We start from the raw sequence: 16338 nt of genomic DNA on the forward strand, positions 1-16338 counted from the left end.
TTCTGTGTGGTTTCTATTCCTCTTTGTGTCTTTCTGTTCTATTCCATAGCCAAGGAGCGTATGCCGCAGATAGACCAGAATGAACTGATAGTCCACGTGGAATGGAACGAAAATATACATGTGGACGAGAACCGGCATCGTGTGAATGTGCTGTTCGGACAGTTGTTGGACAAGACTGTGGAACAGACGGCTGCCATAGGCCAGCAGGACTATCTGCTGAACCGTGAGCAGGCTCTCTCTTCTTCGGAGGCAGAATTGTATTTCAAGACTTCCTCGCCTGACGGGATTGCTCCCTTGCAGAAGCAGGCGGGCGAGTGGCTGACACGGGAATATCCGTTGGCGACAGTCTCCTTTTCTCCACCCGAAACCGTGTTCGAGAAGCTTTTCGTGACCGGGGAGGCCGATGTGGTGGCGGAACTTTATGCCCGTAACAAGGAGAAGGCGCCGGCGGCGGAAGAATTGCGCGGACTGGAACAACAGTTTGCGGAGCTTACGGGGACAGCGCCCGTAGGTATCGCTTTCGAGAACCAGCTTGACATAAGCATCCTGCAGGAAAAGCTGTTGCTCTATGACGTTTCGTATGACGAGCTTTACCGTACGTTGCGGACAGCGTTCAAGGAGAACAGCGTAGCTATGCTCCATTCCTACCAGCAATACCTGCCTATCAGCATTGTGGGCGAGGAGCGGACAGTGAACGAGGTGCTGCAGCAGACATTGATACAGACCCGTCCGGACAGTAAGGGCGAAGTGGAGTATATTCCGCTTCGGGAGCTGGTAAAGGTGCGTCCGGCCGAGGATTTGAAAACGATTACGGCAGGACGCAACGGTGAATATATACCGTTCCGTTTCTATGAAGTGGACGATGCTCCGGAGTTGATGGAAAAGGTGAAGCGGGAGGCAGATGCCACGGGTGACTGGGATACGGCCTTCTCCGGCAGTTTCTTCTCCAACCGCCAGATGCTGGACGAGTTGGTGGTGATTCTTTTCATCTCTATCCTGCTGATGTATTTCATTCTTGCCGCCCAGTTCGAAAGCTTCGTGCAGCCGCTCATCGTGCTGCTGGAAATTCCGATAGATGTGGCGTTTGCCCTGCTTCTGTTGTGGATATGCGGGCATACCTTGAACCTGATGTCTGCCATCGGACTGATTGTGACGTGCGGTATCATCATCAACGACTCCATCCTGAAGCTGGATGCCATTAATGAATTACGGAAAGAGGGGATGCCGTTGCTCGAGGCCATCCACGAGGCGGGACGGAGAAGGCTCCGGCCCATCATCATGACATCGCTCACCACGATATTTGCCATGGTTCCGCTGCTGTTCTCGTTCGATATGGGGTCTGAGTTGCAAAAGCCGCTTTCCATAGCGATGATTGGGGCGATGTTCGTGGGGACACTGGTCAGTCTGTTCATCATCCCGTTGATATATTGGTTTATTTATAGAAAAGAAAGAACATGAAGAAATTAAGTCTTATACTTTTGTTCAGTCTGGGAGCCTTTTCCGCTTTTGCCCAACAGCGGATAACGCTCGATTTGCAGCAGACCATTGCCCTGGCGAATGACAGTTCGCTGGAAGCCTTCCGCACCAAGAACATGTATCTGGCCGGTTATTGGGAATACCGCACCTATAAGGCAAACCGCCTTCCCAGCCTGACGCTGAACATGACTCCGGCACAGTACAACCGTGATATCACCAAGCGTTACGACTCCGAACAGGACCTTGACATCTATCGCAGCCAGCAATCCTTCTATGCATACGGCAATCTTGCCGTCAGACAGAATTTCGACTTGACGGGCGGTACGTTCTATCTGGATACGGAGCTGGGCTATATGCGGAGCTTCGGTGGAAACAAGTATACCCAGTTCACCAGTGTTCCGGTTCGTTTGGGCTACTCGCAGAGTCTGGTCGGTTACAATCCTTTCCGTTGGGAACGCAGGATTGAGCCGCTGAAGTACGAAAAGGTGAAGAAGGAGTATATTTACAATGCAGAGCGAGTATCCGAGCAGGCCACTACCTATTTCTTTGCGCTTGCCATGGCACAGGCGGAATATGACTTGGCCAAGGACAATGCCGTCTCCACCGATACCCTCTACCGCATCGGCATGCAGCGCTTGAAAATAGCCGCCATCAGCCGTGCCGACCTGCTGACGCTGAAACTCGACGTGGTGAATGCCCGCAATACTTTGCAGAATGCCGCCAGTGCCTTGAAGCGCGCCATGTTTTCGTTGGCATCTTTCCTGAATATGGAGAAGAACACGGATATCAGGGTGTCGCTTCCGGGACGTCCGAGGGCGCTGACCATACCGGTTGATGAGGCTTTGCTGGCCGCTCAAGCCAACAATCCGGAATTTCTGGGGCTTCGTCAGGAAGTGCTGGAAGCCGAGCAGACAGTAGACAAGACGAAGAAGGAATCGCGCTTCAACGCCAGCATCAACGCCAGCGTCGGCTTCAACCAGGTGGCAGAGAAATTCGGTGAAGCATACAGGCATCCCATGCAGCAGGAGATGGTGTCGGTCAGTGTCTCCATTCCACTGGTGGATTGGGGCGTGAGGAAAGGCAAATACAACATGGCGAGGAACAATCTGAACGTGGTGAAGACTTCTGCCCGGCAGAGTGAAATCAGCATTGAGGAGGAGGTTATCATGACCGTCAGCGACTTCAACGTCCAGCAAGCCCTCGTCGCCAGTGCCGAAGAGGCCCTCGACCTTGCCATCCTGGCGTATAACGAAACCCGCCAGCGCTTCATTATCGGCAAGGCAGACATCAACAGCCTGACCCTCTCGCTGAACCGCCAGCAGGAAGCGCAACGCAATTACATCTCCGCCTTGCAGGACTACTGGCTGAATTATTACAAGATACGGAAACTGACGTTGCACGACTTTGCCAGCGGATTTTCGCTGTCGGAAAAATTTGATTATAATAACTGATGAAACGAGTTTCTTCCTTCACCGTCATAGTGGCGTTTGTCTGCCTTGCTTTGGTAGGGGTGGCGTTGATACCGCTGCTCCCCGTCAAGCTGAATCCGTCACGCAGCCTGCCCGGCTTCACGGTGGGTTTCAGCATGCCTGGCACTTCGTCGCGGGTGGTGGAGATGGAAGTGACCAGCAAGCTGGAATCCATGCTGGCGCGTATCCGCGGAGTGAAGCGGCTGAACTCCACCTCGGGCAACGGCTACGGCAACATTACTGTGGAGCTGGACAAGCATGCCGATGTCGAGGCAGTCCGCTTCGAAGCTTCCACCATCATCCGGCAGACGTGGCCCCAATTGCCCGAAGGTGTCAGCTATCCCACCATTCACATGAAAGTGCCCGACGAGAACGCCTCACGCCCTTTCATGTCCTTCACACTGAATGCCCCTTCCACTCCGATATTGATTCAGCAGTATGCCGAGGAGCATATCAAGCCGCGGCTGGCAAATATTCCGGGTATCTATAAGGTGGAACTCAGCGGTGCCACGCCCATGGAGTGGAGACTGGAATATGACAGTGAACAGTTGCGCTTGCTGGGTGTGACCCTATCGGACATCAGCGAGGCAGTACAGCGGCATTACCGGAAGGAATTTCTGGGTACGCACAATGTGGATACAGGTAACGGTAGCCGGGAATGGATACGCCTGGTACTGGTGCCGGAGAGCAACTCCCTTGGTTTTAATCCTGCTGCCATCACCGTGACGGCTACCGACGGGAAACTGCTCCGCTTGGACGAACTGGTGTCGGCTGTCCGTATGGAGGAGGAGCCGCAAAGCTATTACCGCATCAATGGGCTGAATTCCGTCTATCTATCCATTACTGCGGAAGAAACTGCCAACCAGTTGCAACTGAACCGTGCCGTGATGGACGAGATGGAAGCTGTTCGGCAGGTACTTCCTGTCGGATATGAAGTGCATACCAGCTATGATGCGACCGAGTACATACGGGAAGAACTGGACAAGATTTACTTCCGTACCGGTTTGACGGTACTCATCCTGCTTGTATTCGTATGGCTCATTACTCGTAAGTTGAAATATCTTTTTCTGATAGTTACCAGCCTGGCTGTAAATATAGCGGTGGCACTTATCTTCTACTACCTCTTCGGACTTGAGATGCAGCTTTATTCGCTGGCGGGTATCACTGTCTCGCTGAATCTAGTGATAGACAGCACCATTGTCATGACCGACCACATTCTGCATCGGCGTAATCTCAAGGCCTTCCTGTCGGTGTTGGCGGCAACCCTCACTACGATGGGTGCGCTTGTTATCATTTTCTTCCTTGACGAGAAGATACGGCTCAACCTGCAGGACTTTGCAGCGGTAGTGATCATCAATCTGGCTGTTTCCTTGATGGTGGCGTTGTTCTTTGTTCCGTCGATGATTGAGAAGATAGGACTGGTGAGGCGGATTACGGGGAAGAAGAGGCGTCTTGTCTTGCCGGGGCTGACGCAAACATTCAAAACAAGGTTGGGACGGATTTTCAGACGTTTCCCCGTTTATTTCTCCTGCTGTTACTCTGCTCTCATCCGTTTTCTATGCCGTTGGCGCTGGGCTGTATGCCTGCTGTTACTGTTGGGTTTCGGTCTGCCCGTTTTTCTGTTGCCCGGCAAACTGGAAGGAGGGGGAAAATGGGAAGCTGCTTACAATAAGGTATTCGGTTCGGATACCTATAAGGAGTCGGTGAAACCCGTTGTGGACAAGGCGCTGGGCGGCAGCTTGCGGCTTTTCATACAGAAGGTGTACGAAGGCAGTTACTTCACCCGTAATGAGGAGGTGGTGCTCTATGCCAACGCCAACCTTCCCAATGGCAGCACCCTCGAGCAGATGAACACTTTGATGAAACGTATGGAGACCTACCTCAGCCGGTTCAAGGAAATCAGGCAGTTTCATACTTCCATTTACAGCCCCCGGCGTGCCAGTATGCAGATTTATTTTAAGAAGGAAGCCCGGAACAGCGGTTTTCCCTATACACTGAAAGCCAATATGATAAGCAAGGCACTGGAACTGGGAGGCGGCAGCTGGGGCATCTACGGATTGCAGGACCAGGGGTTCAGTAATGACGTCCGCGAGAGTGCCGGCTCCTACCGCATCAGGATGTACGGCTACAACTACGACGAACTCTATGAGTGGGCGGAGAAGCTGAAGGCCAAGCTGCTGACGCACCGGCGTATCAAGGAAGTGCTCATCAATTCGGAGTTCTCCTGGTGGAAGGATGACTATCAGGAATTCTACTTCAACCTGAACAAGGAGCGCATGGCGCAAGAGGGCATCGACGCGCAAGTGCTTTTCTCTGCGGTGCGCCCCATCTTCGGCAAGAATCTGGAGATTGGCTCGGTAGCGGCCGAGCAGGGAACGGAGAAAATCAAGCTCTCTTCCCGCCAGTCTGCCGAATATGACATCTGGGCAATGCAGTTCTTTCCCTATGGAGTAGGAAACGGCAAGCATTACAAACTTTCCGAACTGGCTACTGTGGAAAAGGGACAGATGCCGCAGGAGATTGCCAAAGAAAACCAGCAGTACCGCCTCTGCCTGCAATACGAATATATCGGCTCCAATGAGATGGGCAACAAGATACAGAAACGTGACCTGGAGGAGTTCAACAAACTGTTGCCGATGGGTTATACAGCCGAGTCGGACAGCAACAGTTGGTCATGGGGCGAGAAGGACAACCGCCAATACCTGCTTCTGCTGGTGGTGATAGCCATCATCTTCTTTACGACCAGCGTTCTGTTCAACTCCCTGAAGCAGCCGCTTGCCATCATCTTTGTGATTCCGGTTTCTTATATCGGGGTATTTCTTACTTTCTATTGGTTCCGGCTGAACTTCGACCAGGGCGGTTTTGCCTCGTTCGTCCTGCTGTGCGGCATCACGGTGAATGCCAGCATCTATGTCCTGAACGAGTACAACAGCATCCGACGTCGTTTCCCCCGTCTTTCCGCTCTTCGTGCCTACGTCAAGGCGTGGAATGCGAAGGTCGTTCCTATTTTCCTCACGGTAGTTTCTACCATTCTGGGATTTATCCCTTTCATGATAGGTGAGGACAAGGAGGCTTTCTGGTTTCCATTGGCGGCGGGTACCATTGGCGGACTGGTGATGTCCGTCATCGGTATCTTCTTTTTCCTGCCGGTTTTTGTGTTGAAACAGCGTGATTTTCTTAGGAAATGATTACTTTTGCTCGATTTTGTTACCTGAATGGATACTTGAATTTTAAATATGGAAAGTGCGGAGTACTCTTTGGATGAGTTATTATGTCAGTCTCTTCTGTTGTTTCGTCAGTATCGGTTTTATGATGCTCCGGAATGTGGAGAAAAGGCATTCCGGATATTGGAGGAAGCCCATGTATGGATGGGGCGTACGCAAGAGTGTGTGGATATGGCGAAATGGGGGTGCGTGATAGAGTGTCTTGCGCAGAAATACTACATAGAAGATGATACGGATGCGATTCTGGAAGAAATTGATGCTGCCTTGGTTGCGCATTGGAAGAGGATAGAGAAAATCCATGCAGAAGTCACCACCGTTTATTTATGGCTGGGGTACTATTTCCTGCTACGTTTCAGAAACCGGGAATCCCGTTCCCATTCCCGTTGTAAACAGATAATGTCCAGCTTGTTGTGTGCTTTGGTCGAAATCTTCCGTAAGGTGGAGAAGGGGGGAGCCCCGACAGAAGTCTTGTCACATCTTTCGGTAGATGTTTGGGGAGAGACCGTCTGCTGGATGGAGCAGGTACATGATTCCCGTCTTTGCGAGAAGCAGTCGTCAGCTTTGCTGGCACAACTCTATAACCTGAAAAGTGTGGAGTTGGAAAAAGGTCTGGGAAAGCAGGATGCTTTGCTCCAGCAGATTCTGGAGTTTTATTGCTTTTAAGGGAAAATTATCTCTGCTTAGTTTTATCATTTCTGCTTCCACACTTCCACCTACTTCCTGCATCCCTTTATTCATCGGCATTACAAGTGCTGTGGAAGCAACTCAAAAAGGTGGAAGCAACTTTTGCTTCCACAGCGGAAATACGCCGAAAAGTAAGTTAATATCTTGTTTGTTAGTGTATTAATAGAATGTACAGCATTTTGCAAATATCTTGTTTACACGATATGCGTTTCGTGTAAACACGGTATTAACTTCGTAAAAGACCGTTTACCGATAGACTGCAGCTGGGCTCATAATAGGAATAAGATAGGTGCACAGTATGGGGAAACTATGAGTATAATAGGTGTTCAACGGTTATGAAGCACCTTGTTGACGGTCGTTAGTCGAGTGGTTGACGGCCGTTGGCAGAGCGCATCACGGCCGATAGGCGCTGATAACTCCGTACAGAAAATGGAAAGGAAGCCTATGTAAGGGGAAACAAGCTCTGAGCTATTTGTTTTGTTTGTCACATTTATCTTGTTTTTGTACATTGTTGAAGCGGTTTTTTGTATCTTTGAAGGGAGAGGCCGTAAAAAAGCTTATTCTCATCCAAAGTTTAATTATATATACATGGATTATGAAGCGATGTATAGTACTGTTCATAACATTCTGCTGTGCAGTTGTTTCTAATGCGCAGACAAATGGCATTGTGACTGATGGGGAAAAAGGATTGCCGTTGGCTGGTGTGAATATTTATCTCCAAAAGGATTCTGTGTATACGTAATGATAATCTGGTAAAGAACATGTTCATATGAAAAAACTGCTATATCTTGGGCTTTTGTCCGTTTGCGTACTGTTAGGTTCTTGCGTAGAGAAGAACGTATCCAATGTTTTTGATAAGGTAGAGAGGTATATGGATGTATATCCTGACAGTGCATTGCTGCTGTTGGAACAAATTCCTCATCCGGAGGAGCTTCGTGGGAAGCAGCGGGCAGACTATGCATTGCTGCTGACACAAGCACGTGATAAAAACTATCTGGATAGTTTGCAGTCGGATTCGTTGATAAAAATTGCGGTAGATTATTATAAGGATGATGGTGTAAAAGCAGGAAAGGCATTGTTTTATTATGGTAAAGTGGCAGCTTTGCAAGATAATGATACATTGGCTATACAAGCTTATTTGAGCGCTTTGGCTAAATTGGAGAAAACAGAAGAGTATAAGATGATGGCTTTGGTGCACCAATATGTAGGTAGGCTGAATGATGACTCGGAAATGTATGATATGGCACTTGACAACTATCGAAAATCTATTTTTTATAATAAAAAAGTCGGTGATACCTTGAAAATGGTGTATAGCTATCGTAATATCGCCTGGATTTATGAGGTTCGGAAAGAGTATGTTAATGCTGCACGATATGCGAAGATGGGAATGTCTTTGTTAAAGCAGGATAGTTTGTCTCCGGTATATTCTTCTTTGGCGCACTTTTTGGGCGAACAAGAAAAACGACAAGGAAATTATGTGAAAGCAGTTGAATTTTTTCATTCAGCCTTAAAGAATGAGCAAGTTTCTACTCTTATTCCTTATTATAATTTGTCATTGGGAGATGCCTATTTGCAGTTAGGGCAATTGGAAAGGGCAGAAATGTATGTGAGGAATGCTTTGTCTTCGGAAGATTGCTATACACAATCCGGTGCTTATCATTATCTTTATTTGTTGGAAAAGAAACGTGCTGAGTATGCTAAGGCTCTGCTTTATAAAGAAAAGTCTGATTCGTTGCAAAAAATAGCACAGGAGATGAATTTGCAGCACAAAATCTTTAAAATACAGCAAAAAAATGAGGCAGATAAATTGGTGGTGGAGAATAAATTGCTTATGCAAGAAAAGCAGATTCAGCTATATTTTTGGCTGCTACTGTCTTTATCCTTTATAGTTGTGGGATTTGTAGCATATCAGGAAATAAAAAAACAATATAGAAAGAGTTATAGAAAACGCCTTAAAAGGTTTATGGAGAAGGAGCTCAAAACTTATCAAGAGAATGAAAAGATAATAGAACGGTATATTTGTCAAATAGAGGAATTGAAGAAATGTAATCAGCAAGCACAAAAGGGAATGTTGTCTGAGGTACTTGTTAAGGAACAAATAGGAATCCTGGCCCAGAAGATACAGGTTTTGAAAAATGAGAATAAAGAAATACGTGAACATTCTCAGCAAGGTGCTTTGTTTCTTTTAGGACAGCTGAAAGAAGGAAATTTGAATGTGAAAAAATTGAGTGAAGAGGAATGGCTGAACATCTTTGGCTATATAGATTTATTGTCTGGCAATTTTGTGACTAACTTGCGACAGAAGTATAAATTGAACGAGCATAACCTTATGTTGGCTGTGTTGATAAAGTTGGGATTTTCTACAGCAGAGTTGGTCGCAGCTTTTGTTTGTGAGGAAAATTCTATTTTTAAAAAGAAACAACGTTTGAAGGAAAAGCTCCATTTAGGAAAACAAGATGATTTGAATGCGTTCTTTAAAACAAATCCGTTGTATTTGTCCATCCAGAAAAACAAACTATAGTATTTATTTAGTTGATTATTATATGATTAATTGAATTAGATTTTGTCCATGAGTGTTTTGTGTAATACACTGTATTTTGCGCTATTTTTATGCCGTAAAATCAAACATGGGTACTATGAAAATGAAAAACTTTTTTTGTCTTTTAAGCCTATATGGCTTCTTGTCGATGAATACCATAGCTGCCGTTTTTAATATTCTAGTTGTTAATACAGAAATAGTGTTGTCTGTTAATGATAGGCCTTTTATAAAGCCTCAAGGAGCAGGTCAAGAACCTCGTTCTATACCAATGGATGTTCCTTTCTCTGCATTCTTAAATGATGACTATTCCATTGACTTGGAGTTCTATCAATCTATAGGTGAAATTGAAATTGTAATTTCTCAGAATGGGGATGTTGTTTACTCTTCTACTGAGAATATTGACTCTCCAATATTGAGAAAAGTACAATTACAGAAAGGCTTAGTTGGTGATTTTTTACTTGAGATAAAAGGTTTGGATGGAGCTTATGCATTCGGTAGATTTACTATTCATTAATAATGGCTATATAGCACTATGAAACAAATCTCATTTTGCATCACTTGTATGAATCGGCTTAAACATTTACAAGAAACTTTGGAGAAGAATATTCTTGGAGGGCACCTATCTTTTCTTTCGCCGGATATTGCGAGGTGGAAGTTGGGGAGGAACGGCAGAGGGGTGTCGGGTGTCGTATATTGATTACGACATTGAGAATTATAGTGACGAGTATGGAGGCTTCCGCCTTGTGATGGAGTTGAATTTTAGTAAATAATGTAATTAAAAATGCGTAAGTTATGAAAAGAATAAATGTAGTTGTAGTATTGTTCTTAATGCTGGGATGGAGTGGATGTAGAGAAAATAGCGGGACTGTAGATATAGTAACAGTAGATATTTCCCAAAATTATCCGAAAAAGGAACTGGTGCTTCAGGATTTTATGGATGTGGAATACATTCCGTTGGAAACGAATGATGAATTCATTACGCAGGGTGATGTGATGGCTATTGACAATAAATATATTGTAGTGAAAAACTGGAATAATGATGGTGACATCTTCCTTTTTGACAGAAAAACTGGTAAGGGAGTGAGGAAGTGGAATCGTCGGGGGCAGGGCGCTGAGGAGTATACTTTTATTAATGGCATAGTATTAGATGAAGGTAAGAATGAGTTGTATGTCAACAGTACTCCTTCAAAAAAGATACTTGTTTACGATTTGTTTGGCAATTTCAAACGTAGTTTAAACTATGTACAAGGTGCTGAATTTATGGATGTGTTCAATTATGATGAGAATAGTTTGATTTGCTATGATATGTCTGTATATTACAATGAGGGAAAGTTGAAAGAAAAGCCGTTTTATCATATGATAATATCAAAGAAAGACGGAAGCGTGGTGAAAGGGATTCCAGTTCCATTTGATATTGTCAAAGCACCTTTTGTACAAAAAGGGGACGGTATTGCAGTAGCTTCTGTACGTCCGATAATACCGTATAAAGGTGATTGGTTGCTTGTGGAAACATCTACTGATACGGTGTACAACTATGTATCGAAGGAAAATAAATTATGTCCGTTTTTGGTGAAAACTCCTTCCGAGAATCCTGAAATTCTTCTTACCATAGGGGCGGTTACAGAACGTTATTATTTTATGCAAACGATACAAAAGGTATTCGATTTTGACAAAAGAAGTGGATTCCCTACTATCGGTGTGGTGTATGACAAGCAAGAAAATGCAGTATTCGATGCTATTGTGCGTAATGGTGACTTTGCTAAACTGCAAGGTGTAGATTTGGTATCCCATCCGATGAATAATGATGAAATAGCTGCTTTCCAGACCTTGGCAGCCAATCAATTGGTGGAAACTTATGAAAATAATGAGCTGAAAGGGAGAGCTAAAGAAATTGCTGCAGGATTGAATGAGGAGTCAAATCCCGTTGTCTTATTATATAAATATAAGAGTGTTGACTGAATTTTCATAATTGGTAAGAGCGGTTCATTAAAGATATGAAGCAGATATTCCCATATTATCGTCAGCTTGATGCTATGGATTGTGGACCTACTTGCCTACGTATGATAGCCAAATATTACGGAAAGAGTTATTCTTTGCAGACTTTGCGTGCCCGTTCTTTTATTTCTCACAATGGCGTTTCCATGTTAGGCATCAGCGATGCTGCTGAGTCTATTGGTTTCAGAACGTCCGGAGTTCGTGTCTCTTTTGAACAATTGGCGGAAGATGTTCCTCTGCCTTGCATTTTGCATTGGAATCAGAGTCATTTTGTGGTTTGCTATGATGTTAAGAAAAAGAAAGGGCAATACACGTTTAGGATAGCAGACCCTGCAACTCAGTTGGTTACGTATAATGAACTGGAATTGAAGCGATGCTGGTTAGCTACCAAATCGGACGGAGAAGAGAAGGGGACTGCGCTTGCACTGGAACCCACTCCTGACTTTTATAATGGTGAGGGAGAACCGGAACTGAAAGAAAGAGGGTTGCGTTTTTTCTTCCGTTATCTGACTCCCTATAGGAAAGAGTTGTTTCAGCTGATATTGGGCATGTTGGTGGTGAGCTTACTTCAGCTTATCCTACCTTTTCTTACGCAAGCCTTGGTGGATGTGGGTATCAGTGACGGAAATTTGAGCTTTATTACCTTAGTGCTGGTTGCGCAGATTATAATCTCGGTATCACAACTATCGGTAGAGTTTATCCGTAGCTGGATATTGTTGCATGTGAATACGCGTATATCCATCTCCCTTATTTCGGACTTTTTGGCAAAGTTGATGAAGTTGCCGCTTCATTTTTTTGATACGAAGATGGTGGGAGACATTATACAGCGCATTGGTGACCATGACCGTATAAAGAATTTTCTGACAGGTTCTTCTATTAGTACGCTCTTTTCCTTTGTCAGTTTTTTCATCTTTGCTATTGTACTTGCTTACTACAATTTGGTGGTATTGGGAATCTTTCTTTTAGGTAACAGCTTGTATATTGCCTGGATACTTGCTTTTATGAAATATCGCCGTGAATTGGATATCCGTCGGTTTGCACAAGCAGCCGGAGAGCAGAGTAACCTTGTGCAGATGGTGACCGCTATGCAGGAAATAAAGTTGAATAACTGCGAGACACAGAAGCGCTGGCAGTGGGAGCGTATTCAGGTGAAACTATTTAAAATCAGCGTAAAAGGGTTGACGCTAGGGCAGGTACAGCAAGTAGGTTCTGTGTTTTTCAATCAGACCACGAATATTATAATTTCGTTTATTGCGGCAAAGGCGGTGGTGGAAGGGGAGATGACACTGGGTATGATGATGTCTCTGACTTATATCATCGGTCAGCTCAGTGCGCCGGTCTCTTCTTTTATAGGATTTGCGCAGCAGTTTCAGGACGCCAAGATAAGTCTGGAACGGCTGAATGAGGTACATGGGAAGCCGGACGAGGAGCAGGATATTGCTTCAAAATTGTCTGTTTTGCCTGAGAAGCGGGAGCTGAGAATGGAAAATGTGTGCTTCAGTTACGATGGAGCGGATAGAGACTATGTGCTGGATAATGTCTCTTTGGTGATTCCCGAACATAAAGTGACAGCTATTGTAGGTGCGAGCGGGAGTGGAAAGACTACTCTGGTGAAACTGATGCTTGGTTTCTATTCGCCCAATAAGGGGGCTGTGAAGGTGGGTGATGCTTCGTTGGAGAACATAAATCCTCATTTGTGGCGTGCCAAGACGGGAGCCGTGATGCAAGATGGTTTTATCTTTTCGGAAACCATTGCGCAGAATATTGTTGTGGGAGAGGAGCAGGTTGATGTGGAGCGGCTACGTCACGCCGTGACGGTGGCCAATATCCGTGATTTTATAGATTCTCTTCCATTGGGATATAACACCAAAATCGGTATGGAGGGGAATGGTATCAGCCAAGGGCAGAAACAACGTTTGCTGATAGCACGTGCTGTGTATAAAAATCCGGAATTTCTTTTCTTCGACGAAGCCACCAATGCCTTGGATGCAAATAATGAAAAAGAGATTATGGAACATCTGCATGAATTCTATAAAGGAAAAACCGTGGTGGTAGTGGCGCATAGGCTTAGCACGGTGAAGGATGCCGATAAGATTGTGGTACTGGATAAGGGATGCATTGTGGAGGAAGGTACCCATCGGGAACTGACGGAGCGGAAAGGACTATATTACCGGCTGGTTAAGAACCAGTTGGAATTGGGTAGTTAATGAATGGAGGAAGAAAAGAAATATAAAGATATAGAACTCCGCAGTGAAGAAGTGCAGGAGGTGATGAACCATATCTCTCCCTGGGTAGTGAGGTGTGGAATCACTGTCTTGGCGTTGATTTTGCTGATGATACTGGTTGGTTGTTGGATATTCAGGTATCCGGACACCTTGGCGGCAGAGGTGACTCTGGCTACGGAAGAGCCTCCCGCCTTTGTGCTGTCACATGCTACGGGGAAGCTGGATACACTTTATGTGAAGAATGGGAGTCTGGTGAGTACGGATGCGGATTTAGGAGTGATTGGCAATGCTGCGTCTTCTGAAGATGTGCGTTTTCTTAAGGAGAGGATGAAAGCCTGGGAAGCGCAAGATTATGACTGGCGGGAAGGGGTGGAGTTTTTTGCCGGTAGGCGCTGGCAGTTGGGGGAACTGCAATCGGCTTTTGCAGCTTTCATTACTTCACTTACAGAATATGCACGTTTTATGGAGTTGGACTATTACGCTCGGAAACTTCGTTTTCAGGAAAAACAACTGGGTGGACAACGCTCCTATCTTCGGTTGGCAGAGCGGGAGTATGAGTTGATTGATAAGGATATAAAGCTTGCCGAAAGTATGTATACCCGTGATTCTATTCTATATGTGCGTAAGGCTATGATTGCTGCGGAATTTGAGGAGTCTGGAAGCAGATATTTGCAAAGTTTGCGTTCTAAAGAAGAGGTACGTATGAGTTTGCTTCAGGCAGAAATGCAGTTGGTACAACATGAGGAAAATATGTTGGATATACGTAAGCAAGCATACGATGAGGAACAGAGTCGCCGGACTGATTTAAAGAATGCCATAGAGCAGTTAGCCGCGCAATTGAGTGCATGGGAGCACTCTTATTTATTGAAAAGTCCGGTCAGGGGGAAGGTTACTTTTATGACGGTTTGGAGTCGTAACCAGAATGTGAAAGCCGGTGAAACGGTTTTCACGATTCAGCCATCCGACAGTTCAAGGGTGTTAGGTAAGGCTCTACTTCCTTTGCAGGGTTCGGGTAAGGTACATGTGGGACAGCGGGTGCATATACGTCTGAATAATTATCCCGACCAGGAGTTTGGCTATGTAAAAGGGCAGGTCGCAAGTATCTCTCCTGCTCCAACGGAAGAGGGAATGTATATAGTGGAAATAACTTTGCCTGACGGCATGCAGACCAACTACGGCAAACAGCTACCTGTTTCGCGTGAGTTGAAAGGTACGGCAGACATTATCCTTGCTGACAAGAATGTACTGGAAAGGTTGTTGGCTCCGTTGAGGAAAGTGGTGGAATATGAAAAATGAAAAATAGTTCTATGTAAATTTCGTAATTCATTTGTTTTTAGTATGTTTGTGCTATTCGTATATATAGTATGAAATACTAAGGAAGAGAATGTTCTTAATGAAAGTATGAAAAGAAGAGTTAAAGCATTGACTGTTGTTTTGGCAATATGTCTTATAACTGTTTTTATTCGATGTCAGTCGAATGAAACTCCTATTCAGCAACTTATAGTTGTTGTGAATGGGGATTCTATTGAGATGGTTTTTGTGAAAGGAGGTACATTTATGATGGGATGTACAGATGAGCAGGGATGTGACTGTGAGGATAACGAGAAACCAGCACGTAAGGAGTCGGTATCTGATTTTTACATAGGAAAATATGAAGTTACTCAAAGGCTGTGGAGGGCGGTTATGGATACTGATTCCATTTTGCCGTTTAATGGGGGATGCGAAGATTGCCCGATGGAAAATGTAAGCTGGAAAAATGCGCAGGAGTTTATCGGTAGATTAAATGCTATGACCGGTAAAACATTTCGTCTTCCGACTGAGGCCGAATGGGAATACGCAGCGCGTGGTGGACACAAAAGTAAGCACTATAAATACAGTGGCAGCAATCAGGTAAGTGAGGTGGCTTGGCATGTTGGGAATTCCTCTGGCGGACAATATGGAGAAGCTGGAACTACCCGTCCGGTAGGTCTGAAAAAAAGCAATGAATTGGGATTGTATGATATGAGTGGCAATGTTTGGGAGTGGTGTGGTGATTTGTACACTAAAGAATACAAGCAAGGTGGTAAGTCTATCCATCCGGGATGGCCTTTTGAGGGTACTTATCTTTTTTTCCGCCGAATATTGCGAGGTGGAAGTTGGGGAGGAACAGCAAAGGGGTGTCGGGTGTCGTACATTGATTACGACATTGAGAATTATAGTGACGAGTATGGAGGTTTTCGCCTTGTGATGGAGCCGGAATCGATTAAATAATGTAATTAATGATGATAAGTGATATTTTACTACTTTCAGAGTAATGAATAGAAATGGTATGAGATATATGTGGAAATTCTTTTTATTATTGATGTTGGTTGTAACTTCGTGTTCCGAAAAGCAGATTGATGGCAATGTAATTAATGTTGCGGAAGCAATGAGTAGATTGTCAGAAGGACAATCTGTACAAAATTTGTTTTCCAGCATAAGTTATATTCCTTTGGAGACTAATGAGCAGGCTATTATAGGAAAATATCCGGAGTGCATAATTATGGATAGTGCGATATTGGTATCTTCTGTCCATCAAAATCTGAAGCTTTTTGACCGTACTAACGGGAAGTATATTCGGGATATTGGACACGTAGGTACTGATCCGGAAGGATATGCAAAGGATTCATGGGGGAAAGTGAGCTTTTGGGCTGATACGGTTCGGAGAACCGTTTATCTATTGGGATGGAATAATGATTTCCTACTAT

12 protein-coding genes and 1 pseudogene are annotated in these 16338 nt (G+C 45.1%); all 13 read left to right on the top strand.

The window, feature by feature from the left end; all coding sequences use genetic code 11:
* A partial coding sequence (locus BHV72_RS02555) for an efflux RND transporter permease subunit (protein WP_286854306.1) occupies positions 1-1458 on the top strand: 1458 nt, incomplete at its 5' end.
* Positions 1455-2927, top strand: coding sequence for a TolC family protein (locus BHV72_RS02560; RefSeq protein ID WP_005835284.1), 1473 nt, complete (start codon positions 1455-1457; stop codon positions 2925-2927). The genes BHV72_RS02555 and BHV72_RS02560, both read left to right, overlap by 4 nt.
* Complete coding sequence (locus BHV72_RS02565; RefSeq protein WP_117688880.1) at positions 2927-6133, top strand: efflux RND transporter permease subunit; 3207 nt, start codon at positions 2927-2929, stop codon at positions 6131-6133. The genes BHV72_RS02560 and BHV72_RS02565 overlap by 1 nt, the downstream gene beginning before the upstream one ends.
* A gap of 48 nt (positions 6134-6181) precedes the next feature.
* Positions 6182-6832, top strand: coding sequence for a hypothetical protein (locus BHV72_RS02570; RefSeq protein WP_008665573.1), 651 nt, complete (start codon positions 6182-6184; stop codon positions 6830-6832).
* 616 nt (positions 6833-7448) lie between these two features.
* Positions 7449-7595, top strand: a complete 147-nt coding sequence (locus BHV72_RS02575; protein ID WP_181979399.1) for a hypothetical protein — start codon at positions 7449-7451, stop codon at positions 7593-7595.
* A gap of 27 nt (positions 7596-7622) precedes the next feature.
* Positions 7623-9374 (top strand): tetratricopeptide repeat protein, encoded by a 1752-nt coding sequence (locus tag BHV72_RS02580; protein ID WP_181979398.1) that lies wholly within the window; start codon positions 7623-7625, stop codon positions 9372-9374.
* Positions 9375-9489: 115 nt separating this feature from the next.
* Complete coding sequence (locus BHV72_RS02585; protein WP_229034661.1) at positions 9490-9906, top strand: DUF3244 domain-containing protein; 417 nt, start codon at positions 9490-9492, stop codon at positions 9904-9906.
* Positions 9907-10006: 100 nt separating this feature from the next.
* A pseudogene (locus BHV72_RS02590) lies at positions 10007-10162 on the top strand (formylglycine-generating enzyme family protein); the annotation flags it as partial.
* Between the two features lie 22 nt (positions 10163-10184).
* Positions 10185-11351, top strand: a complete 1167-nt coding sequence (locus tag BHV72_RS02595) for a 6-bladed beta-propeller (RefSeq protein ID WP_022401753.1) — start codon at positions 10185-10187, stop codon at positions 11349-11351.
* Positions 11352-11386: 35 nt separating this feature from the next.
* The gene (locus tag BHV72_RS02600; RefSeq protein WP_022401752.1) at positions 11387-13594 is read left to right on the top strand and encodes a peptidase domain-containing ABC transporter; all 2208 of its coding nucleotides are present in this window, start codon (positions 11387-11389) and stop codon (positions 13592-13594) included.
* A gap of 3 nt (positions 13595-13597) precedes the next feature.
* Positions 13598-14908: an HlyD family secretion protein gene (locus tag BHV72_RS02605; protein ID WP_022401751.1), complete on the top strand. Its 1311-nt coding sequence runs from the start codon at positions 13598-13600 to the stop codon at positions 14906-14908.
* 105 nt (positions 14909-15013) lie between these two features.
* On the top strand, positions 15014-15862 hold the full coding sequence (locus tag BHV72_RS02610) for a formylglycine-generating enzyme family protein (protein WP_117599396.1): 849 nt from the start codon (positions 15014-15016) through the stop codon (positions 15860-15862).
* A gap of 67 nt (positions 15863-15929) precedes the next feature.
* A partial coding sequence (locus BHV72_RS02615) for a DUF4934 domain-containing protein (RefSeq protein WP_286854338.1) occupies positions 15930-16338 on the top strand: 409 nt, incomplete at its 3' end.

The sequence above is a fragment of the Bacteroides sp. 43_46 genome (genome assembly GCF_001915455.1).
GTDB classification, from domain to species: domain Bacteria; phylum Bacteroidota; class Bacteroidia; order Bacteroidales; family Bacteroidaceae; genus Bacteroides; species Bacteroides caccae.

Bases quoted from the DNA above. Each gene is read 5' to 3' on its own strand.
- BHV72_RS02560 (WP_005835284.1), top strand. From the start codon at position 1,455: ATGAAGAAATTAAGTCTTATACTTTTGTTCAGTCTGGGAGCCTTTTCC.
- BHV72_RS02565 (WP_117688880.1), top strand. From the start codon at position 2,927: ATGAAACGAGTTTCTTCCTTCACCGTCATAGTGGCGTTTGTCTGCCTT.
- BHV72_RS02570 (WP_008665573.1), top strand. From the start codon at position 6,182: ATGGAAAGTGCGGAGTACTCTTTGGATGAGTTATTATGTCAGTCTCTT.
- BHV72_RS02575 (WP_181979399.1), top strand. From the start codon at position 7,449: ATGAAGCGATGTATAGTACTGTTCATAACATTCTGCTGTGCAGTTGTT.
- BHV72_RS02580 (WP_181979398.1), top strand. From the start codon at position 7,623: ATGAAAAAACTGCTATATCTTGGGCTTTTGTCCGTTTGCGTACTGTTA.
- BHV72_RS02585 (WP_229034661.1), top strand. From the start codon at position 9,490: ATGAAAATGAAAAACTTTTTTTGTCTTTTAAGCCTATATGGCTTCTTG.
- BHV72_RS02595 (WP_022401753.1), top strand. From the start codon at position 10,185: ATGAAAAGAATAAATGTAGTTGTAGTATTGTTCTTAATGCTGGGATGG.
- BHV72_RS02600 (WP_022401752.1), top strand. From the start codon at position 11,387: ATGAAGCAGATATTCCCATATTATCGTCAGCTTGATGCTATGGATTGT.
- BHV72_RS02605 (WP_022401751.1), top strand. From the start codon at position 13,598: ATGGAGGAAGAAAAGAAATATAAAGATATAGAACTCCGCAGTGAAGAA.
- BHV72_RS02610 (WP_117599396.1), top strand. From the start codon at position 15,014: ATGAAAAGAAGAGTTAAAGCATTGACTGTTGTTTTGGCAATATGTCTT.